We start from the raw sequence: 24,633 nt of genomic DNA, 5'->3' as shown, positions 1-24,633 counted from the left end.
GCAATGTTTACAGATAAAGCAAACAAGATTTTTAAAGAAGTTATAGACATGTATCACGTGATTGACCGCGTAGATCAGGATTTTTCTAACCCATACGACAGCAAATCACAGCAGATAGAACATTTATTATATCGTAAGTGTTGGATTGACACGGTACAATGGCACTATGAAGACATTATTCGTGATCCGCAAATTGATCCAGTAGCAGCATTAACCTTAAAAAGACAGATTGATGCATCCAATCAAGATCGTACAGATATGGTGGAGTATATTGATAGCTATTTTTTAGAAACATACAAGGATGTTATTCCTAAAGAGAATGCAACAATAAATACAGAAAGCCCAGCTTGGGGAGTAGATCGATTATCAATCTTAGCGCTGAAAGTGTATCATATGCACGAAGAAACAGTTAGAGAAGGTGCATCAGACACCCACAAAGCTGCTTGCCAAAAGAAGTACAATGTATTACTAGAGCAACAAGTAGATCTTTCTACTGCAATAGATACCTTGTTAAAGGATATAGAGAAAGGAGATAAATACATGAAAGTCTATAAGCAGATGAAAATGTATAACGATGATGAGTTAAATCCAGTTTTACGAGGAGAGAAATAGGAACATATTTTTGAGTAAAAATAAAAACATAATAAAAAGTAACAAAGCCCTATCTAAGGGCTTTGATGCTCATATTTTGGTCATTCGATTGTCTGCAATGGGAGATGTGGCCATGACTGTTCCCATATTGCGAACTTTTAGAGTGCAATATCCTAATGTTAAGATTACTGTGCTTACCAGAAAATTCTTTGAACCAATATTTTCTGGGATTGATAACCTAGAAATATATCATGCAGATGTAGAAGGAAAGCACAAAGGTTTTTTTGGGTTGTCTAAACTCTCTAAAGAATTAAGAGGACTCGGCATAACTGCAGTAGCCGATTTACATAATGTATTGCGATCAAATATTCTTAAGAAGTTTTTCGCACTACGAGGGATTAAAGTAGTACAAATTGATAAAGGAAGAGCGGAGAAAAAAGCATTAACTAGACCCGTAAATAAGGAGTTTAAACAATTAAAAACAACACATCAGCGATACGCGGATGTTTTTGAAGCATTAGGATACCCAATAAGTTTGGAAAGACATACGTTTCCCGGGAAAACCACATTAACCCCAGAGATTCTTAAACTAACTGCGAATTCTACTAAAAAATGGCTCGGAATTGCACCTTTTGCCCAGTATGAAAGTAAAGTATATCCATTAGAATTAATGGTAGAGGTTATTGAACAACTAGATCAAGGTGATGTTTATGAAATATTGCTGTTTGGCGGTGGAAAAAAAGAAATAGACTTGCTCAATAATATGGAGAGTAAATATAAAAATGTAATCAATGTTGCTGGTAAACTCTCTTTTGAAGATGAACTAAAACTTATAGGAAATCTGGATGCAATGTTATCTATGGATAGCGGGAATGCCCATTTAGCAGCGATGTACGGAGTGCCTACAATAACGCTTTGGGGAGTTACACATCCTTTTGCTGGTTTTATGCCTTTTGAGCAACCTTTAGAAAGGGCAATTTTGCCTAATCTGGCAAAGTATGACCAAATCCCTACATCAATTTATGGAAACAAGGTTCCCGAAGGATACGAAAAGGTAATGTATACAATCAAACCCGAAACTGTTATCGAAGCCATAAATAAACTTTAATTTTTTCTAGAAATTACTTTGTCATTCCAGCGTAGGCTGGAATCCATTTTTTGAAAAGGAATATTATTTTTTCTATTTCACTAACCTAAACATCATCAAAATCCACCTTTATGGTCGATGAGGTAGGATGTGCTTGGCAAGCCAGTACTAAGCCTTCGGCAAGTTCTCCATCAGTAAGAATGCTATTTTTTTCCATAACAGCACTACCTTCTGTGATTTTGCAAATACAAGAACTACAAACACCTCCTTGACAAGAATACGGAGCATCAATATCTTCTTCTAAAGCTGCATCAAGAATAGTCTTTTTCTGATCCATTACAAAAGAAGTCTCTTCATCATCAACTAGTATCGTAATAGCTGTTTTTCCTTCTAAATTAGCGTCAATTTCAGTCGTTTCTGTACTACTAGTAAAAAGCTCAAAATGCACTTTTTCTTTAGAAATACCATTTTCCAGTAAAACATTTGTAACCGTATTGATCATTTCTTCAGGTCCACAAAGGTAAAAGGCTTCAAAATTAGTGTCCTTGAATTTATTCTTGGTGATATAATTGATTGTTGATTTTTCTATTCTTCCAAAACGTGCTCCTTCTTCGTCACTTCTACTATAGAAAAACTCAATAAATAATCTTTCTGGATGTTGTGCTTGTAATGCAAGAAGCTCTTTAAAAAATATAGTTTCAGTAGGAGTTCGATTTCCGTAAACCAAAACAAATTTACTATTAGGTTCTTCTTCAAGTACGGTTTTGATCATACTCATTACGGGAGTAATACCACTTCCTGCAGCAAATGCAGCATACGTATTATTTGCGGTTGGATTTGATTTTAATAAAAAATTTCCTTCTGGAGTATGAACGTCTAGAGTGTCACCTGCTTTTAGTTTATTATTGGCGATTGCCGAAAAGGTACCACCTTCAATTTCCTTTACTGCTACCCGAAGAGATTCACTGTTTGGTGAAGAACAAATGGAATATGCTCTTCTTATTTCTTTACCATTAACTTCTGTTTTAATGGTAATGTATTGCCCCGCAGTAAAGGAATAATCTTTCTTTAATTGTGAAGGAACTTCAAACTCTATAGAAACTGCTTTTGGAGTTTCTCTGGTAATATTTTTTATAGTAAGTGTATGAAAATCTGACATAGCAATGTGATAAACTTTAAGCTGAATACTTGATTTTAAGTTTTCAGAAGAAATCATTAAAATCCTATTGTTTTTCGTGGATCAATAATTTTTTGCAAAAATAACAAAGTTAACTGCTTTGAAGAAGATTAAATGACTATAATTAAAAGCTTAATGAAATTATTTTGTAACAAAATCTATTTTTTGCTTACTAAATAGTATAAGAAGTTTTTCCTAATTTCTTTTAAAACTATCACAACTATGTTTAAACACTTTATTTCATTACAGTGGAAATCCTTTTGGCGATCCGCATCTGCTTCATCAGGACTTTGGATGAAAATCTTTATGGGTTTTTGGGCAGTCTATTTTATATTGATGATGATGGGAGGGAGCTTTATTGCGTATAAATATATCAGCGAAGACCTATGTCTAGATCCGTTAACAGTGGTTAGTAAGTTTTTGGTTTATTGGTGGGCGTTTGATCTTATTTTTAGATATGCCTTACAAAAAATGCCGGTAATCAATATAACACCCTTATTGATTCTACCTTTTACCAAGAACAAAATTGTTTCTTTTGCGTTGGGTAAAACGATGTTGTCTTTTTTCAATATTATACATGCGTTCTTTTTCGTTCCATTTTCCGTGCTATTAATTGCAGAAGGAAACGCTCCAGTGCTAAACGTATTATTATGGAATGTTGGGTTAATTGCATTAACATATGCCAACAATTTCCTGAATATTTTATTAAACAATAAAGACGGTCTTATTTATGGTGTTGGAGGAGTTATGGCGGTTTTAGGAGGACTGCATTATTTTGGGTACTTCGATGTTACACTATATACCGCTCCATTTTTCCAAGGTTTATATGAATCTAAATTTTTGTTTGCATTGCCTATAGTAGCTGCAATAGTATTGTATATCATTGCCTTTACATCTTTTGTTAAAGATTTATACCTAGACGCTGGATTGGCAACGAAATCTGAAACCGTAAAAACCGAAAATTTAGAATGGTTGGATAGATTCGGTAAAACCGCAGTATTTCTAAAAAATGACATTAAACTGATTAAAAGAAATAAAAGAGCTAAAACTACTGTATTAGTGAGTATATTATTTCTTTTTTATGGTCTGTTATTCTTCACAGGAAAAGTAGAAGTTTATGACGGACCCGTTTGGAGAATATTTGCAGGTATTTTTGTTTCCGGAGGTTTCTTGATGAGTTTTGGGCAATTTGTGCCGAGCTGGGATAGTTCCTATTATCCCTTGATGATGAGTCAAAATATTAAATACAGAGAATATCTATCTTCTAAATGGTGGTTGATGGTAATGGCTACATTTATCTCTGCTATTCTGGCATCAGGTTATTTGTATTTTGGCTGGGAGGCATATTTGGCAGTTGTTGTAGGCGCAATATTTAATATGGGAGTAAATTCTCATGTGGTTTTGTGGGCAGGTGCTTATGTAAAAACACCTATAGACCTTACTAGTAATAAAAAGGCATTTGGTGATAAACAAGCATTCAACATAAAAACACTAATGCTGTCATTACCAAAATTAGCTTTACCAATGATATTATATGCAATCGGACACTATGCATACAGTCCATATGCGGGTTACTTATTAGTAGCCGTTGCGGGAATTGCAGGTTTTGCATTCAGAAATATGGTTTTTGATAAAATTGAAAGAATTTATAGAACAGAGAAGTACAAAACAATCTGGGCATACAAACAAAAAAAATAAGAAGATGATAGGAATACATAATATTACGAAGACATATGCGGGAAATACAGTGTTGAATATCGAACACTTAGAAATACCAAAAGGAGATAGTTTCGGGTTGGTAGGGAATAATGGAGCAGGAAAAACAACATTGTTTAGCGCTTTACTTGATTTAATTAGACCTACTACGGGTCATATTGAAAACAGTGGTATTAAGGTTAGTGAAAGTGAAGACTGGAAAGCTATCACCTCTGCATTTATTGATGAAACGTTCTTGATTGGATATCTTACTGCAGAAGAGTATTTTTATTTTATAGGAGAACTTCGTGGTCAAAATAAAGCGGATGTGGATGCTTTGCTTGCCGAGTTTGAAGATTTCTTTCATGGAGAAATTTTAGGGCAAAAGAAGTATTTAAGAGATCTCTCTAAGGGAAATCAAAAGAAAGCAGGAATAGTAGCAGCGCTAATTGGTAATCCAGAAGTTATTATTCTGGATGAACCGTTTGCTAATTTGGATCCTACCACTCAAATTCGTTTAAAGAAAATTATCAAAGATTTGGCTGCAGACCCTAATGTTACTGTTTTGGTTTCTAGTCATGATTTAATGCACGTAACCGAAGTCTGTGAGCGCATTGTGGTGCTGGATAAAGGAGAGGTGGTTAAAGATCTTGCGACTTCAACAGAAACATTAAAAGAGCTAGAGGAGCATTTTAATAAGTAACAAAAAAGATTTAGAATTTTTTCACAATAAATCCTGCTCCCGTAATCAAAACGCCAAATAAAAGAAGAGCTACCGCTAGCCCATATTTTTCTATGAAATCATCTAAATAGATTTCATTAACTGCTGGAAAATCTTTATGTATGTAAACAGAAACTTGTTCGTCAATGACAAAGTCCTTGGAAGATGAAGAAGTTTTTGTTTTGCGCTCATAAACCTTATTCCTAAAAGTAAATTGCATTACAGGTTTATACATAGTTTGCATAATTTTTCTGTTATCGCTATTCGTAACCGAAAGATGAGATTCATATCTGATTATAGTAGCATTTGTTTTTTCAGTTTGGGCTAAAGAATTTAATGTTTTACCAAGATTATATATTCCTCCGACCAATAAACAAAGTCCAACAAAAAGCAATAAATAGTACATGATTTCAGATGTTTTACTGCGTAATGAAGTATTGACTTCTCTTTGAAAATTTGGCCTTACTTCAATTTTAATAACCTTTAATTCTGAATTGGCGATTATTTTTTTAACAACCCTATTCGCATCGCGCATTGATAATTCATAAGTATCTATAATGTATTTTATTGCTTCCAGTTTTTTGTTAGAATTCAAAAAAATCTTTATGATTTCTATATCGTCAATAGGAATTTCTATGATTCTCATGATGTTAGGTTGGTTAAAAATGAATCGCGAAGATCTATAAATCTAAATAGTAGTAATACACTGTATTCGGTGATTTTTTTGTTTATTATCTTAAAAGGCAAAAAAATTGAAAGATGTTCTTCTTTCTGAAAGGCAAATTGTTAACAACTTTGGAAGATATAATAAAAGCAAGAACCCAATGAGAAAAAGTTGTTAATAACCTATTTTTTACAGAAAGAAATGTATTTTTACATCTCACACATTATTTTTGTGCTGTTCTGATGCACTAAAACGCAAGTTTTTAAGTTATCAGCGTATAAATTATTGAGATTTTGAACAGAAAATTATCACAAATCATCGTTGTACTTCTCCTAATAGCAGTTGGGTTTAGTTGTTCACGTAAAAAAGACAAATGGACTAATAGAACCTGGCATGATGTTACCACCAAAAACAATACCCTGTATAATGGTAGAGTAGCTTTCGAAAAAGGAAAACAAGATATTGTACAAACATACAGAGATAATTTTTGGGAACTTCTTCCGGTAGAGAGGCTGATTGTTAGTGAAGATGTTAGATTACCTAACGAAGTACTAAATCAGAATTTTGATAAAGCCGAGGAAAAAGCTGCAAAAGCAATTCAGAAGCATAGTATGCTTATTGATGATAGAGAGCGAAATCCTAAAATCGATGAATCTTTCTTACTTTTAGGAAAAGCCAGATATAACGAACAGCGTTTTATCCCTGCTTTAGAAGCCTTTAATTATATATTATATAAATACCCCACGAGTAATAATATTAATCACGCTAAGGTCTGGAGAGCAAAAACCAATCTTCGTTTGGATAATAATGAAAAGGCTGTTGAGGATCTGATGAAGATGGTAGAAGAAGAGTACATGGAAGCTCAGGACTATTCTGATGCTGTGGCCATGATCGCTCAGGCTTATATCAATTTGGAACAGAAAGATTCTGCTGTAACATATATTAGTAAAGCGGCTATCCATTCTAAGAATAATGAGGAAAAAGGAAGGTATTTATATATAAAAGGTCAACTACTTAATCAATTAGGATATAAAGACAGTGCTAATTATGCCTTTGATCAGGTTATTGAGCTTAATAGAAAAACACCTAGACGATATATGCTTAATGCTTATATGGCAAAGGCAAGAAATTTTAACTACGAAACGGGGAATAAGGTAGAATTTCTAGAACTTCTTACAGATTTAGAGGAAAATAGAGAGAACAGACCTTTCCTTGATAAAATTTATAATCAAAAGGCAGTATATTTTAATACATTGGATTCTATTGACTTAGCTGTAGAAAATTACAACAAATCGCTAAGAACCAAGCTTGAAGATAAGCATTTGGAATCACTGAATTATAAGGCTTTAGGTGATATTAATTTTGATGCTAAAGAATATGCTATCGCCGGCGCTTATTATGATAGTACGCTAGAACGTATGGTGGTAGATTCTAAAAAATATCGAGTGCTTAAAAAGAAAAGAGTAAATCTGGATGATGTCATTTTATATGAAGGAATTGCAAAGACTAACGATAGTATTTTATCTGTAGTGGCAATGTCCCCAGAAGAAAGAATAGCATACTACTCGGAATATACAGAAAAAATAAAGGCAGAAGCCATTGCTGCTCAGGAAGCAGCGGAAATAGCAAGAATAAAAGGAGAACTTCCTAATGAGCAACGATTTAGTCAACCAAAAACAGGATTAGGAAATAGTGGTGGTCCAAATCCAGAAGAAGGAGGGAAATTTTATTTCTATAATCCGACTACGGTAGCTTATGGAAAAACTGCTTTCAAAAGAACTTTTGGAAATCGAGAATTACAGGATAATTGGAGGATTTCCAGCATCACCAATCCTAGTGCTGTATCTAATGTGGATCAGACTGAAGTAGATGAATACTCTATAGATACTGATCCTACTTTTGATCCGCAAACATATATTACACAATTACCAACCGATCAGGTAGTTTTAGACAGTTTACAGACCGATAGAAATTTTGCGTATTATCAGTTAGGTGTTATATATAAAGAGAAATTTCAGGAGTATGGATTGTCGATAGATAAGTTTGAAAATCTTTTGAAAAGTAATCCCGAAGAACGCCTAATCGTGCCTTCTAAATATAATTTGTATAAAATATACCTTTTACAAGGAGATATAACAAAATCAAACGAACTTAAACAGGATATTATTAATACGCATGGAGATTCTCGTTATGCAAAAATTCTTCAAAATCCTGATGAAGCATTAAAGGACGATCAAAACAGTCCAGAATCTATGTACAATAGATTGTATAGAGATTTTAAAAATCAGAAATATGCTGGAGTGATTAAAGAAAGTGATGAGTTAATTACCAAATTTGGCGGAGAAGATTTTGTTCCGAAATTTGAGTTATTGAAAGCGCAGGCAATTGGTCGCTATAAAGGGTTTGAGGCATATAAAGAAGCGCTAAACTATGTTTCACTAAATTACCCTCAAAGCCCAGAAGGGAAAAAAGCACAATTAATATATCAAACTACGATTCCTCAAATTCAGAGCAGTGATTTTAAAGAGGGTATTGAGGGCGAAAAAAATCATAAGCTGGTATATGCATTTTCTAGATTTGGAGACAATCAGGCACAAGAGTTAAAGGAACGGCTGGAGGCGATTGTAAAAGATCTTAGGTATGATAAAATGAAAGTTTCTTTAGATATCTATACTAAGGATCAACAGTTTGTAGTAATCCATACCAAAAGAGATAAATTAGGAGCAGAAGGTATGGCTGAACTTTTAATTATTGGTAAAATAGAAGATACAAGAGGAGCAGATCTTACAAAATGGAATAGAAAAAAGAAATATTATGAAAAGGTGAACAAAGAATTTTTTGTAATAGCATCACCTAATTATAGAATTATCCAGATACATAAGAATCTAGATAAATATTTAGAGCCTAAATCAGAATAATAATTTTAATCCCCCCAGTAATATGTTTTCAGACAATAAGAAAGGAAAAGATCAAGCTTTAACTGATTTTTCTAGAAATCAGAACAAAATTTCAGAAGGAACTAAAATTGTAGGAGATGTTATTTCCGAAGGCGGTTTTAGAGTAGAAGGTACTATAGAAGGAACTTTTAAAACCACAGGGAAAGTAGTGGTTGGAAAATCAGGTTTTATTCAGGGGACGTTAGAATGCTCTGATGCTGATTTCGAAGGTAAATTTTCTGGTAACCTTATAATATCCGGAACCTTATCGCTAAAACCAACGGCGCATATCGAAGGAGAAGTTTCTGTTGGTAAACTAGCTGTAGAGCCAGGAGCAACATTCAATGCATCTTGTGTGATGAAAGGTGGCGTTAAATCTCTTGGAGGCAAACAAGATGGACAAAAACAAGGACAGCAAGGACAAGGGAAATCAGCTTAGAAGGTACATTTTAATTTTCTTTTAAAAGGCGTGTGCATTGATGAAAGATTATTACTTTGTTTAGGTATTTGTTTTAGCATGTAATATTTATATTAGGATAATAGTATAAGTCTGTTAAATGGTTCTATCAAAATATTTTCCTTTTTAGTTTTTATATGAATACCAATTAATAGTAACTTAGGTTATTACTTTTTTGTATAAATTATTTGAAAGATTTTGTGTTATATGCTTTTTATTCTTCACTACATAATACAATTTATATATGAAATTGCTTAAACTAATTCCAATTGTAATTTCTAAAACATTATAATTATTAAAAAACTAACAGGAGCAATGAACTTTAGTCCAAATAGGTTTATTATTTTTCATATTCTAATTGATGTGTTTTTAGTTTTCTAAGATTTATCTCTTATAATTGGTTTATATCAAATTATAAAAGATAAATCTAAATTTTACATAAAAAACTCTTTTTTGTATTGAATTTTAACTTCTAAAATATTCTGAAGGATGTTAATTTAGTAGTTAGTATTATTAAATATAGTTTAACACTTTACTCTGATCTTGTTAGATTTATGTTTTTTATGAACTTCTTATAGGTTTTTCCATTAAAATATATTGTAAGAAAAGGTGAAATTCCCCCACTGTTTAATTTGTTTTTATCTTAAATATTTATTAATATTTGGGTCTTTTGATAAAATATTTTTCAATTTATTGACTGATAATCAGTAATTTAAATTTAACACGTGTTAATTGTACTTTAAATTTCAGGGTTTTATGGTTTAGCCGTAAACGACTTTACTAAAAATCAAATATATTAGTAAAGAATAATCACAAAATACTCTTTTAACAGTATTTCAAAGTTTGAATCATAATCGAAAAATAGATATGTGACTCAAGGAAGCGAAGCTGTGTCAAAATCCAACTCTCATTCGAATTTATAGTAATTGATCAATTTTTCGTTGTCATTTATATGACTAGTGATACTTGTCAATTATCATTTATCATCAAATCATTTATTCATGAAAACAAGCTTAAAAATAGGCTGGTACGTTGTTTATGTGCGATCTCGTTACGAAAGAAAAGTACATGAATTTTTACAAGAAAACAGCATACTATCTTTTCTACCACTTACCCAAATAATTAAAAAATGGAGTGATCGTAAAAAGTTAGTTGAAGTTCCTTTATTTCCTTCTTACGTTTTTGTTAAAGTAAATTCTTCTAAAGACTTTTTTGACATATTATCTGTAAAAGGAGTTTGTGATTTTTTACGTTGTGGAAGAGATTATGCAGTTGTAAGTGAAAAGGAAATTATTAAGATAAAGTTGTTATTAAGTAGTAATTACGAAATAGAGATAGAAAGCTCTGATCAAATGCCAAAAATTGGAGAATTAAAGAAAATAAATGACGGACCTCTAAATGGCTTAGAATGTGAAGTTTTAAGAATAAACCATAAAGATAAAATCGTAGTACGACTCAATTCCATACGGCAAAATATTACTACTGTAATGCCTTCTGGATATCTATCCGAAATTAGCACAGATCCAATTTTGATGTAAAATATTCTAGTGATTGTAATATAAATATCTAATAAATAACTAGAAATAGCAGGTATTCGTACTTCTGTAAATAACCATAAATAATTAAAATTAAATAATATTATGAAAAACTCATTAACACAGGAACAAAAAGATTTGTTTAATAAGCAAGGATTCATTGGTCCTTTTAAATTGTATGAACCAGAAGAAGCAAAGGAAATATTTCGTCAAATAAGAATAAAGAGTGCGGAAAATAGTAACATATTACACGATAATCCTTTAAACTATGATCGTCACTTTGATATTGAAGAGTTAACTAATCATATTTGTCACGAAGGAGTAGTTAATAGACTTAAAGGAATTATGGGGGATGATGTAATCCTTTGGAGAATGGAGTATTTTCCAAAATATCCTGGCAGTAAAGGAACAGAATGGCATCAAGTACAGGATTATAGTTATGCTACCGGTAAACCGCAACTTATTCCTACTGATACGACCCCAGGAACTCCATTCGATCTTACGGTTTGGACATGCTTTACAGAATCTACAAGAGAAAATGGTTGTTTAAAACTAATGCCAGGTTCTCACAATGAAATGTTTTTTGATGAATCTAAAAATCCAGCTGAAGGAAGGGATGAGTTGTATACGGCAGTGAATTCAGATACAGGGTTTTACGGTTATAATTTTTCAGATTTCAAAGCAGATCCTAATTGGGAACCAGACGAATCAAAGGCTGCAGTTATGGAAATGAAACCGGGAGAGTGTATTATTTTTTCCGCGAGATGCATGCACGCTTCGTTACCTAATACCTCCGAAAGATCAACTCGGTTTGCGGTTGCTTGTAGATATGTACAAAGTCACGTTAGGGTATATCCAGATACTACTAATTTTAGAGCACATGGATCAGATTTTGATCTTTCTAATTGGGGATGTGTTCAAGTAAGTGGTGAAGACAAATTTGGTCACAATAAATTCAGAACTGAAAATAATCTTGGGCAGCCATTTCCAGTATTAACTCCTACAGAATAATAAAACCCTATCCTTTAAAATCCAAAAATCGTATGTCGGTTAAATTAGTTTGTTTGCACTATGGAGGAGGAAATCGTTTTAGTTTCCTTAAACTGAAAGAATATCTGGACCCATCTATTGAAATGGTTTCTTTAGAAATACCTGGGCATGGTAAAAGATTGAATGAGTCATTACTTACCGATTTGGAGGTAATGGCCGATGATGTTTTTGAACAACTTAAAAATGTTCTGGACAATAAAGAATATATCTTATACGGTCACAGTTTGGGAGGGATGATTCTATTTCTTGTTACTCGATTATTACAAAACAATGGCAACAAACTGCCAAATCATTTAATAGTTTCAGGATGTAAGGGACCAAAATACAATCATGTACGATCTAGCATCTGTCATTTACTAAATGATCTAGACTTTAAATTGGAGCTTAAAAAACTAGGAGGATTTCCAGAAGAGGCACTTCAGAACGAAGAGCTTCTAACCTTCTTCCTTCCGATACTTAGAGCAGATTTTAAAGCAATTGAAACCTATAAATACAAAAAAGAGAAACCTTTTAAGGTTCCAATTACAGCTATGTCAGGATTAAACGAAAATATTACTCGGGAACAATTAGAAGGTTGGAATGAAGAATCCGATTTAGATATTAATTTAATTCAGTTTCCGGGGAATCATTTTTTTATTCTAGATAAGTTTAAGGAAATAGGAGATGTTATCAATCAAATAGTAAATAATAAACTTTCTGAAGTAAAAATTTAGAAAAATCAATAGAATACATAATCAATTTTAGGAACAACTTATGATCAATTTATTAAAATTTAAAGACGCTAAAGAGTATTATGAGTCTTTAGGAGATGATTTAGTTAAAGGTAAAAATGAAGAGTTTAAGAATAGAGAAAAACCTTTATGGTTTAATGTAGGTTATTGGAAGGATACAGAAACCTTTGAGGACGCTTGCAAAAATTATGCTGATAATCTATTCAATTTCGGAAACCTAAAAGATAATTGTGATATTCTTGATGTAGGTTTTGGATTTGGTGTTCAAGATATACACTGGGCAAAAAAGCATAATATCAAGAGTATAAAAGGAATAAATATCTCTCCAACCCAAGTAAGAGTTGCACGAGAACTAGTAGAGGATGCAGGGTTGTCCAATGTAATTGACTTAAGAGAAGGAGATGCAATCTCTCTTGATTTTGACGATGAAAGTTTTGATGCAGTAATAGCTTTGGATTGTGCATATCATTTTACAACAAGAAAGGATTTTATAAAAGAAGCTTATAGAGTACTTAGGCCAGGTGGTAAATTAGTTTTTACAGATATGATGCCTATTAAAGAAAAGAACAGCAGATTTGGTAATTTTTTATTAAAACTCAATGCAATCCCTAAGGAGAACTTTTATCCTAAAGAGCATCTTTTTTCATTTGCAGAATCTGTAAACTTCGAAGATATGAGATACGAAGATATTAGTCAATGGGTTTTTCAAGGTGCTGCAAAATTTGGAGAACAACGAATGAAGGGTAAAAGAGTTGAAGATATAAAAGTAAAACTAAACCCAAAGGATGAAAAAAAATATAGAAGACCCTATAACCTATCTGGAATTAAAAGGTGCTATATGTTCAGTATGACCAAAAAACATTGATTTCTCTTTTTGTAGAAAGCAAATCTTCGTAAATATCAATGTATGATGAGTGGCGTAATGTGCATTATTTTGCAGCTTTTAATACAAAGCAAGGTATTTGTCTAATTCTAATAAGTTTTCTGTAGAATTTCTTTTAAAACCTATATCAATGAAAAATCATTTCCTAACCATACCTTATCTAAAACCTTCTCAGTTACCTGCTATTGGTAGATACTGTAGTACTTTTCTAGAAAACCATAAAAGTTTAACACTACGTCAGATTACTGCTACTTTTTTTACTGCTTTTCAGGATAATACTTTCAAAATAATTATTCCAATAAAGAAGAAATCAGAGATTATTGAAAACCTAAAAAAGGTAGAAGAAGGTCATTATACTGCTATTTCAGTATATCCTGAATATAGCACTAACAAATCAGATAAAACAGCTTTTTTCTTTACAGGGGGAGGTGCACAATATCCGAAGATGGGAAAACATCTGTACGATAAAGAACCAGTGTTTAAAAATGCTATAGATCAATGTGCAGATATAGCAATGAATTATCTCGAATCAGATATTAGAAAAGTATTATTTTCAGGAAAAACCACAAAAGAAGGTAGGCTACTTAATAGGATAGATTATATGCAGATGACATTATTTGCGTATGAATATGCTATGTTTTCTTTATGGAGTTCAAGAGGAGTGAAACCTGATGTTGTAATAGGGCATAGTATCGGAGAGATAATTGCATCCTGTGTTGCAGGAATTTTTTCAATTGAGGATGCTATTAAATTAACCTGTCTTAGTGGCGAGTTAGTAGAAACCTACACAGAAAAAGGACAGATGGTGGTTGTACAAGCCAATGAATGTATCGTTAGCGATTTTGTGAAGGACTATAAAACTTCAATAGGAATTGCTGTGGTAAACAGTCCATTACAAACTGTTATTTCTGGTAACTCCAAAGATCTTAAGGAAGTATTATATGAGTTAGAGAGTAGAGGGTATGAAACTAAAACCTTAAAAATATCTCACGCGTTCCATTCACCACTAATGTTACCCGCCTTAAAAAAGTATAAAAAACTAATCAAATCACTTAAAATAAATTTACCTAAAATCAAAATGATAAGTTGTATTACGGGTAAAGAAGTGGATGAGAAAGTATTGACTTTGGATTATTGGACAGGGCATTTAATGGATTCTGTAAAGTTTTCCGAAGGAATTCAAAAACTTAGCAAATATGAAATCTCTAAATTCATTGAAGTAGGTCCTAACCCTGTTTTATTAGGAATCATAGAACAACACCCAGATATAGCAACTGCTAATATCTTACAATTATCGTCAGCAGATAATGATGAACCCCTGAAATTTTATGAGAGTATTCAAAAATGGATGGTCGAAGGAGGGCAGGTAAAGAGTAACTCATTTTATAATAAAGAAGATGTTTGTAGGGATAAGTTTGATGATCTTTTCAAAGATATTATACAAATTATGAATACTTCAGAAAATAAAAAAGAAGTTATTCTCGAAAACCAAACTACATTGAGTAGAATGGAAATTCAATTAGTATTAAAAGAAAAAATAGCAAAAATTCTTTTAATAAATGAAGTTAGTGATCTTTCACTAAATATTCCATTAAAAGAACTTGGATTAACTTCCATCAAAGCTTTGAAACTTGTTAAAGAGTTATCGAAATCATTAGAAAAAAAGATAACCGTATCACATCTTTTTGATTATCCAACTATAGAATTTTTAACTGATTTTTTAATTTCTAATACAGATTTGTCTATTACTCAAGAATTTTCGGAAAAAAGCGATAAAAAGGATGATGATATTGAGCAATATATTGTTAAAATTAATGATATGAGTTTAGATGAACTAGAGTTTGAACTACAAAAAGAACTGGATTTATTGAATACCTAATCTTAATCTAAGGTTTTGGTTTATGTTTTTTTTTGATAAAGACGCCTTTTGCAAAAAAGTACCTTATCCTTTTAATTGATGTTGATTTTTTGATAAAAAAGGCTTTATACCTGTAATAAAAGATTAAACGCATAACAAATGAGTACCAATAAAGAACAACTAAAGCAAGCTTTACTAGCAATAAAAAAATTAAAAAGTCAATTACATAACTCACAAGAAAATGAAGCTATCGCTATAATTGGTATAGGGTGTCGTTTTCCTGGGGGAGTTGTTGATTTAGAGAGTTATTGGAAACTTTTAAGCCAAGGAATTGATGCTATTACAGAAATACCGCAAGAACGATGGAAATCTTCTGAATGGTTTTCAGAGGAAATGGATGAACCAGGAAAAACGTACTCCAAATGGGGTGGATTTTTAAAAGATATTGAAAAGTTTGACGCTGATTTTTTTGGTATTTCACCAAGAGAGGCAAAATACATAGATCCGCAGCAAAGGTTATTTCTTGAGGTATGTTGGGAAGCTATTGAACTTGCAGGGTATACCAAGTCTGATTTATTCAATAGTAATACTGGGGTGTATGCAGGAGTATATGGTAACGATTATCAACACCAGGTAATGAACAGGGCAGACCATATTGACGCCTATTCCTTTATGGGTTCTTTGCATAGTACAATTACAGGAAGAATTGCTTATTGGTTAGGGTTAAAGGGGCCTAATATGGCTATAGATACTGCTTGCTCATCATCGTTAGTTGCAATCCATACCGCGGTTAAAGCTTTAAGAAATAAAGAATGCGATATGGCTATTGCCGGAGGGGTTAATATTATTCTTAAACCCGAGAATACTGTTGGCTTAAGTAAAATAAATGGATTATCTCCTACAGGAAAATGTCATACTTTTTCTGATGATGCTGATGGATTTGTAAGAAGTGAGGGAGCTGGAGTAATACTATTAAAAAAATTATCTCAAGCAGAACAGGATGGAGATACAATTTTAGGAGTAATAAAAGGAAGTGCAGTGAATCAAGATGGTCAAAGTCAAGGTTTTACGGCTCCTAGTGGAAACGCACAACAACAAGTCATTCAAAAAGCATTATTAGACGCAGGAATACTTCCTTCCGATATTGATTATATTGAGGCGCACGGTACAGGAACAACGCTGGGAGATACCATAGAAATTGATGCGCTACATCAGGTATTTCATAAGTTTAGAAACGGATCTGGACCATTACTTGTGGGATCGGTAAAAACTAACATAGGGCATACAGAGTCAGCAGCGGGAATTGCTGGATTAATTAAAGTAATTTTGGCTCTTCAAAAGAAACAATTACCCAAAACAGTTCATACAGAAAGTCTTAATCGAAATGTTGATTGGAGTCAAACAATAGTAAAAGTAGTAGATGACAATATTCCGTGGTCAAAGAACGAAGAAAGAATACGAAGAGCTGGAATAAGCTCTTTTGGAATTAGTGGAACGAACGCACATTTGATAGTTGAAGAACCTCCTATTGTGGAAGTTAAGAAGATTACAAAAAATATGGATTCTCAGAACCATATCCTTCCTATATCAGGAGAAACAAAAGAAGCACTTCAAATTAGACTAAGAGAATTAAAAAAGTATTTAAATAATAATACTGAAGAATTACTAGAAAGTATAGCATTTACTTTAGCAGTAAAAAGAGAACATTTTAGATATAAAACAGCTGTATATGGAAAAAATAAAGAAGAATTAATCGCTAATATAGATGATATTCTTAAAGAGCATGCTCAAATAGCTAAACAAGTAACTACAGGAAAAACAGCTTTTTTATTTACAGGCAGCGGTTCTCAGTATAGCACAATGGGAAAACTCCTGTACGCTACAGAAGAAGTGTTTAAAAAAGCAATTGAATATTGTACAAAACTAGCTTCAGCTTATTTAGAAACTGATCTTCTAGAAGTATTATATGGCTCAAATGAAAATTTGATAAATGATGCTGAATATATGCAACCGGCGCTTTTTGCTTATGAGTACGCAATGTACCAGCTGTTGAAATCAAAAGGGATAGAACCTCAGGTACTTATTGGGCATAGTCTAGGAGAGATTATAGCAGCTTGTATCGCAGGTGTTTTTAGCATTGAAGATGGCATTAAACTGGTATGTCAAAGAGGTAAATTAATACAGAGTCTCCCATCTGGTGGCAGTATGGTTTCTATCAGAGCCTCTGAAGATGAGGTGAATAAATTGATTAGAAATAAAAAATCTAAAGTTGCTATTGCTGCTGTTAATGGGGATCTTCAAACTGTAATTTCTGGAGATAAAGATGAAGTAGAAACTATTAGATTAATATTTAATAAAAAAGGAATAAAAACTAAGGCTTTAAAAACTCCTTACGCTTTCCATTCTCCATTAATGGATCCAATCTTAGATCGTTATGCAGATGAGGTGTCTTTAATTGAATTCTTTAAACCTCAAAAAACAATTATAAGTAATCTTACAGGTAAGATAGCGGGTGATATTATGTTAACTCCAGAGTATTGGATAGATCATTTAAGAAAAACTGTGCGTTTTTCTGATGGGTTAAATCAATTAAAGGACATAGGGGTTCAAACATTTATAGAAGTGGGACCATCTCCTATTTTGTTGGGAATAGCAGGAACTTGTCTCCCAGATTTAAAAGCAATTTGGTTACCGACTTCTAGAGAAAATAACGAGGCGATTATTTATGAAAGTTTCTGTAAATGGTATGCTTATGGAGGTAATGTGAATTGGAAATCAATGCATAAAAATGAGAAAATAATGGTTGCTCCACTTCCAACATATCCCTTTCAAAAAGAAAAACATTGGTTTAGTAAAACAGAAAGCACAAAAAATATAGGAAAGCCAACAGGACATAAACTGTTGGGTAATCGATTAGAAATAGCAAATCTCAATGTCTATGAAGCAAGAATATCTTTAGATATACAACAATACTTTAATGATCATAGGATTTTAAATCAACCTATAGCGCCAATATCTTATCTTATAGAAGTATTACAAGTCTATATCGATCAACAATTAGATAATTCTTATGGTATTAAAGAATTGTTTTTATTATCTCCATTGTCACTCACGAAGGAGACCGAAATTGTAAGTCAATTAATAGTACAAAAAACAGATAATCTATGTCAATTTAGCCATTATAGTAGAGAAAATGATCAAGATCAATGGAAGCTCCAGGCAAAAGGAAATCTTGAATCCTTACATAAAAAGGAGGATTCGAAATTTTCTACAATAAAGAAAAGATATACTCCTTTTATGTCCAATGATAATTTTTATATGAATTTATGGAAAAAAGGAATTCAATATGGAGATTCATATAGAGGAGTACAACAGGTTTACAAAAGCGATAATGGGGTTTTGGGAGAAATTTTTACTCCTGAAAGTTCAAAATATAAAACGGAGAGTTCTAAAATACATTCTATTCTGTTAGAGGCCGCATTTCAGCTAATTAACGTTGTTTCAGAAGTCGAAGACGATAGGGTTTATTTATTATATGAATTAGAAAACTTTAAGGTTCACAAACATTTTAGTTCATCATCAATATGGGCAGAAGTATTGCTTAAAGATAATGAATCAGAAGAAACCGGAGTAATAAATGCCCAAATAACAATATGGGATCATAATGAAACCCTTATTGCTAGTATAGAATCTATAAAAGCTAGAAAAGTATCAGTATCTCGACTTCTACCTGCTAGCCAAAATAGCAATTGGCAATATACATTAGACTGGAAAAAAATTAATAGTCTTGTCCAAGAAGTAGATCAAAAAGAAAATAATGACAAATGGGTGATTTTTGATCAAGACGATGAAGGTAGTTCATTGCAAAATGAATTACTTAAACAAGGTAAAACAGCTTTCCGTTTTTCAGAATGGAGTCAGGTTGTGACTTGGGTAAAAGATCAAAAAATTGATCATATTATTGTTCAATGGGGCAGTAAGTACCCAGAAAGAAATTATATAGAACAAACAGAAAAAGATACTATCCAGGGTTTACAAATATTACAGCAAATACAATCGTGGGTTAATGATAATGAGCTTCCTAAGCTCAAAAGTCTTTGCTGGATTACCAAAACTAGCTTGTCTAACCCATTTTGTACTTTTAATCACGCTACGCTATGGGGAATGGGTAAAGTGTTTACAAGTGAATTTCCTGAAGTTTCATTTAAGTTAATTAACGTAACAGAAAATTCGGGATACGAAGAATCTTTATTAAACCTTCTTTTAACTGATATAAAAGAAACTCAATTATGTATTTCTGGCAAAGATATCTTCGCTTTAAGATTGTTAATACCGTCTTTTGATTTTGATAAAGAAAATATCACGTTTAATCCCACTAAACAAAGTACTGTATTGATTACAGGAGGATTAAAAGGGCTTGGATATATTTCTGCAGAGCTATTAATAAAAGAATATGGGATCAAACACGCTATACTATTAGGTCGAAGTGAACCAACTGAAAAGGTGATGGCTAAAATAGAAGCTTTAAGAAACGAAGGAGTGGTTATCACTATTGCCAACGGAAATGTAACTGATAAAGGGTTCTTAAAAGGTGTTTTAGATGATGTTCCTAAAGAATTTCCACTAAAAGGAGTTATACATTCGGCAGGAGTGACTAATGCAATTACGATAGAAAGACAGGATTCTGAAGGGTTTTTGAGAGAAATGGCGCCTAAGGTAGAGGGAGCCTGGAATTTACATGAATTGACCCTTGATCTGGATTTGGACTTTTTTGTTTTATATTCATCCGCAGCATCCGTTTTGGATGTTTTGGCTTTGGGGCAAAGTAGCTATGTAGCCGGGAATACGTATTTAGATCAATTAGCTTTATACAGAAGGGAACTCAATTTACCTGCACATAGTATCAATTGGTCTCCATGGGAGTCAATAGGAATGGCTTCAGCTTTATCAGATAAAGAATTACGTAGACTATCAGGATTAGGTTTTGAATTTATTAGTAAAGAATTAGGGGTCGAAATATTACAGGAAATATTGCATCAACCATCAGGACAATACCCAGTTCTGAATCTTAATAGAAAAATATTCAACTCATATTTTTCACAAAACAATGTACCTCAGTTATATAGTGAGTCAATTACTGTCAGAAATACTGATAATGATGAGCAGAAAACTATAGGAATTGAAAAAAAACTGAGTGGGTTAACCAGAAACGACAAGCTCACTAAAATTAATGAACTTGTTGCAGGAGAAGTATCAAAAGTATTATCTCTTTCTTCTGGAAAATCTGTAGATATACAAAAGAACCTCTTTTCTCAAGGATTAGATTCCTTAATGGCTGTTGAGCTTAAAAACAGGTTGTCATCAAGATTAGCAAAGTCTATACCCGTTTCGTTAATTCTAAAAACACCCCAGGTTAATAAACTATCTGAAGAGTTGTTAAATAAGTATTTTGATGCTGAAGATCAAATTGTTAAAGCTATAAAGCTAAAGGGAAAAAACATAGTAGAGCTAAAAAGAAAATCACTTCCGTTTTCATCAATGCAGCAAAGACTCTGGTTTGTGTATAAGCTTACACAAAAGAATGAGCTTCATAATATTTTCTTTGAATTGACATATAATGGAGATTTAGATGAGAAAATTTTAGAAAGAACAATATCTTATTTAGCACAAAGACACGAATCATTGCGATCCAGAGTGGTAGAAGAAAAGAAAGGAAACGCTTATGTAGAAGTTCTGGAAGACTGGTGTCCAGAGATCATTAAAAAAGATTTTAGTCAAAAATCTAAATCCGAACAGGAATTAGCCGTGAAAGAACTTCGTAGAGACTTGATGAATTACCAGTTTGACTTTTCTTTTGCTCCAATTCATTTTGAAGTAGTAAAACTTCAAAACCTCAAATATCAACTTATGATCACACAACATCATTTATTTTCTGATGGATGGTCAATAATAGTATTGATGAAAGAGATTATTGCAGTTTACAATGCATTTGATTTAGGTAAAGAGCCAGAACTAGTTTCTATAACAAAAAATTATGAGCAGTTAGTAAAAATAGAAGATGAAAAACTAAAAGCATTTTATTTTGAAGAAAATATTTCTTATTGGAAAGAGCACCTATCAGATGTACCAACTCTAAAACTTCCATTAGATAAAGAATATCCGAATATAAAGGTATACAAAGGAGGAAATTTAAACTTTGAATTTACAGAACAAGAGACTAAGGCAATCGAAAAATGTATTGAACAAGAAGGAATTACTTTGAATACAATTCTTTTCGGTGCTTATACTTTGCTGATTTATTATTTCTCTAATCAGGAAGAGTTTGTTATTGGTAGCGGAATGGCAAATAGAAATGAGCCAGGATATGAGAATATGATAGGTTATTTTGCCAATACGATAGCACTTAGTTGTAAAGTTTCTGATCAGAAAACTTTTAGAACTTATTTGAAAGAGGTGAGTCAAACCATATATGATAGTATGCCACATCATACAGTGCCTTTTAACGAAGTGGTAAAAAGTGTATTAAAAAATAGATCGGGAACAAACCCAGTTGATAACCCATTATATAATGTGTCATTTGTGGTTAATAATTTTGACTTATCTGAATTGTTGGATACACAATCAGATTGGGTTTTTGACGGAGTAAATTTGGGAATAGACGGTATTGCTGTGGATGACTTAAATATGATCCTCATAAGACACCAACAAACGTTAAGAGGAGCAATTAATTATAATGCAGAAATATTTTTAAAAAACACCATGTTGGAGTTGGTAGAACTCTATAAATATGTTGTTAATGCAATCGTAAAAGATATAGATCAAAATATCGGTCAGGCTAAACTGCTTCCGCAAAAAGATTACCATAAAGTACTTGATTTTAATAGAGAGCTTAAGGAATACCCAAGAGAACATTCAGTGATAGCGCTTTTTGATCAGCAAGTTGAGAGAACCCCTAATGCTATAGCATTGAGTTTTGCGACCACAAAGATGAGCTATAGCGAACTGCAATATAAATCGATTCAACTGCAAGAGTATTTACGAGATAAACTAGACATTAAACCTTTAGATCGAGTAGGTATTATGATGGAGCGATCAGAAATAATGATAGTTGCTATTCTTGGAATATTGAGAACAGGTGGATGTTATGTGCCTATTGATAATTCTTATCCCGATATTAGGAAAGAATTTATGCTAAAAGATACAGATACAAAAGTGTTGATTACTAATAATTCTTTATCCCATAATTTAGGAACTTCCGATATTATTTATGTGTCCTTACAAAACAATTCGGATATCTTTGAATCTGAAATTAATAAAGATCAAAGTCCAATAAGGATTCCATCAAATTCACCGGCCTATATAATCTATACGTCAGGGTCTACAGGAAACCCAAAAGGGGTAGTGATACCTCATAGAGCAATTGTAAGTTTGATTTTTAACGAAAGCCTAGATTTCTTGGGTGTCAATACGGTGATGTACCAGTATGCGCCCTTTACTTTTGATGCTTCCACGTTTGAAATATGGGGAACCTTACTTAAAGGAGGTAAATTGGTGATAAGTTTACCAGGCTCCAAGTCTAGCGAAGTATTGTCTGATGAGATTGTTCAAAATGGAATTAATACTTTATGGCTAACAGCTTCTTTATTTCATCTAGCCGTAAAGTCGACTCCGGAACTATTTAAGAATTTAAGATACATTTTGGCGGGAGGAGAATCTATCAATGCCGATTCGGTAGGAAAAATTTTAGAAGAAAATAATCACCTTACTTTTATAAACGGATATGGCCCTACAGAATCTACTACTTTTGCAGTAATTAACAGAATAAATAATCCAACTGAAATTCACACCCAAAAAGATATTATAGGTAAACCTATTGATCATACCCAGTTATATATTGCAGGAATACAAAATGATGATATTAGCCTAAAACCTATTGGTGTTACCGGAGAATTGCTGATAAGTGGAGATGGACTCGCGATTAAATACCTGAATGATGTTGAAAAAACTAATGAAAAATTTATCCATAATATATTTTCTGACGACAAAGAATCCAAATTATATAGAACAGGTGATTTGGTAAGATGGTTACCAGATGGTACTATAGAATTTATTGGAAGAAAAGATAATCAGGTAAAAATTAGAGGGTATAGGATTGAAATTGGAGAAGTAGAAAGCCTCATAACAAAGTGTGAAGATGTAGAACACTGTATGGTTACTGTAGAAGATGATCCAAGCGGATCTGCAAGATTAGTTGCTCATGTGGTATGCAACAGTAAATTTAACTATCAAAAAATTAGAAATCAAATCGCAGGGATAGTACCTAATTATATGATACCATCAATCATAAGGAAATTAGATACGTTACCTCTAAATCATAACGGGAAAGCAGATAAAAATTCAGTACAATTAGAAACAGTTTTATCTGACAAAAAACAAATAGAGGTTAGAAATAATACTTCTTTTGACTTTGTAAATTGTAACCGTATTTCGAATATCTGGGGTAAAGCACTGGATTTGAGTGAAGTTGATTGGGATTCGGATTTTTTTGAGTTAGGTGGTCATTCATTATTAGCTAACCAGATCATTACTGATATTCAGACGTCTTACGGAGTTGAGGTTTCATTAAGCGATTTGTTCAGGGAAAACACCGTACGTAAGCTGACTGCTTATATACATTCATTAAGTTCAGAGGTTATTACTACAAATGGAGATTATGGTAAGGTTGCTGATATTTGGGGTAAAGCACTGGATTTGAGTGAAGTTGATTGGGATTCGGATTTTTTTGAGTTAGGTGGTCATTCATTATTAGCTAACCAGATCATTACTGATATTCAGACGTCTTACGGAGTTGAGGTTTCATTAAGTGATTTGTTCAGAGAAAACACCGTACGTAAGCTGACTGCTTATATACATTCGTTAAGTTCAGAGGTTTCAGAGGTTGTTACGACAAATGGAGATTATGGTAAGGTTGCTGATATTTGGGGCAAAGCACTGGATTTGAGTGAAGTTGATTGGGATTCGGATTTTTTTGAGTTAGGTGGTCATTCATTATTAGCTAACCAGATCATTACTGATATTCAAACGTCTTACGGAGTTGAGATTTCACTAAGTGATTTGTTCAGGGAAAATACAGTAAAAAAGCTAACTGAGTTCATAACTTCAAAAGAAAAAACAGCTGAAAAACAAGATGTTGTCCTTAACGTGTAAGTTGTATAAATAAACCTTCTATCTGTTTGTTTTTAAATAAG

At 32.6% G+C, this 24,633-nt stretch carries 14 protein-coding genes; 12 read left to right on the top strand and 2 right to left on the bottom strand.

Annotated elements, in window-relative coordinates; all coding sequences use genetic code 11:
• Positions 1 to 3 precede the first annotated feature (3 nt).
• Together D1818_RS14255 and D1818_RS14250 are read left to right on the top strand one after the other, a co-directional pair.
• Entirely contained in the window at positions 4 to 612 is a 609-nt protein-coding gene (locus D1818_RS14255; RefSeq protein ID WP_118459674.1) for a DUF4254 domain-containing protein, read from the top strand.
• Positions 613 to 622: 10 nt separating this feature from the next.
• Positions 623 to 1,699 (top strand): glycosyltransferase family 9 protein, encoded by a 1,077-nt coding sequence (locus D1818_RS14250; RefSeq protein WP_370449417.1) that lies wholly within the window; start codon positions 623 to 625, stop codon positions 1,697 to 1,699.
• A gap of 85 nt (positions 1,700 to 1,784) precedes the next feature.
• Here the strand turns inward: D1818_RS14250 and D1818_RS14245 are convergent, their stop codons facing one another.
• Complete coding sequence (locus tag D1818_RS14245; protein ID WP_118463741.1) at positions 1,785 to 2,837, bottom strand: ferredoxin--NADP reductase; 1,053 nt, start codon at positions 2,835 to 2,837, stop codon at positions 1,785 to 1,787.
• Between the two features lie 240 nt (positions 2,838 to 3,077).
• On the opposite strand from D1818_RS14245, the gene D1818_RS14240 reads away from it, so the two are divergent.
• Both D1818_RS14240 and D1818_RS14235 read left to right on the top strand, forming a co-directional pair.
• Positions 3,078 to 4,553, top strand: coding sequence for a DUF5687 family protein (locus D1818_RS14240; RefSeq protein ID WP_118459673.1), 1,476 nt, complete (start codon positions 3,078 to 3,080; stop codon positions 4,551 to 4,553).
• Positions 4,554 to 4,557: 4 nt separating this feature from the next.
• On the top strand, positions 4,558 to 5,253 hold the full coding sequence (locus D1818_RS14235; RefSeq protein ID WP_118463738.1) for an ABC transporter ATP-binding protein: 696 nt from the start codon (positions 4,558 to 4,560) through the stop codon (positions 5,251 to 5,253).
• Positions 5,254 to 5,263: 10 nt separating this feature from the next.
• Here the strand turns inward: D1818_RS14235 and D1818_RS14230 are convergent, their stop codons facing one another.
• Complete coding sequence (locus D1818_RS14230; RefSeq protein ID WP_118459672.1) at positions 5,264 to 5,917, bottom strand: DUF3592 domain-containing protein; 654 nt, start codon at positions 5,915 to 5,917, stop codon at positions 5,264 to 5,266.
• Between the two features lie 311 nt (positions 5,918 to 6,228).
• On the opposite strand from D1818_RS14230, the gene D1818_RS14225 reads away from it, so the two are divergent.
• The 8 genes from D1818_RS14225 (at position 6,229) to D1818_RS14190 (ending at position 24,592) form a co-directional block, all read left to right on the top strand.
• Positions 6,229 to 8,853, top strand: coding sequence for a hypothetical protein (locus D1818_RS14225; protein ID WP_118459671.1), 2,625 nt, complete (start codon positions 6,229 to 6,231; stop codon positions 8,851 to 8,853).
• A 22-nt stretch (positions 8,854 to 8,875) separates the two neighbouring features.
• Positions 8,876 to 9,310, top strand: coding sequence for a polymer-forming cytoskeletal protein (locus D1818_RS14220; protein ID WP_118459670.1), 435 nt, complete (start codon positions 8,876 to 8,878; stop codon positions 9,308 to 9,310).
• 1,019 nt (positions 9,311 to 10,329) lie between these two features.
• Complete coding sequence (locus D1818_RS14215; RefSeq protein WP_118459669.1) at positions 10,330 to 10,866, top strand: UpxY family transcription antiterminator; 537 nt, start codon at positions 10,330 to 10,332, stop codon at positions 10,864 to 10,866.
• 102 nt (positions 10,867 to 10,968) lie between these two features.
• The gene (locus tag D1818_RS14210; protein WP_118459668.1) at positions 10,969 to 11,874 is read left to right on the top strand and encodes a chlorinating enzyme; all 906 of its coding nucleotides are present in this window, start codon (positions 10,969 to 10,971) and stop codon (positions 11,872 to 11,874) included.
• Between the two features lie 32 nt (positions 11,875 to 11,906).
• Positions 11,907 to 12,626: a thioesterase II family protein gene (locus D1818_RS14205; protein ID WP_118459667.1), complete on the top strand. Its 720-nt coding sequence runs from the start codon at positions 11,907 to 11,909 to the stop codon at positions 12,624 to 12,626.
• Between the two features lie 40 nt (positions 12,627 to 12,666).
• Positions 12,667 to 13,509 (top strand): class I SAM-dependent methyltransferase, encoded by an 843-nt coding sequence (locus D1818_RS14200; RefSeq protein WP_118459666.1) that lies wholly within the window; start codon positions 12,667 to 12,669, stop codon positions 13,507 to 13,509.
• A gap of 148 nt (positions 13,510 to 13,657) precedes the next feature.
• Positions 13,658 to 15,406: an acyltransferase domain-containing protein gene (locus D1818_RS14195; protein ID WP_118459665.1), complete on the top strand. Its 1,749-nt coding sequence runs from the start codon at positions 13,658 to 13,660 to the stop codon at positions 15,404 to 15,406.
• A gap of 138 nt (positions 15,407 to 15,544) precedes the next feature.
• Complete coding sequence (locus tag D1818_RS14190; protein WP_118459664.1) at positions 15,545 to 24,592, top strand: non-ribosomal peptide synthetase/type I polyketide synthase; 9,048 nt, start codon at positions 15,545 to 15,547, stop codon at positions 24,590 to 24,592.
• Positions 24,593 to 24,633: the final 41 nt, after the last annotated feature.

Origin of the sequence: Aquimarina sp. BL5 (assembly GCF_003443675.1) — a bacterium.
Lineage (GTDB): Bacteria > Bacteroidota > Bacteroidia > Flavobacteriales > Flavobacteriaceae > Aquimarina.
This window is presented reverse-complemented; position numbering and strand designations above follow the sequence as displayed.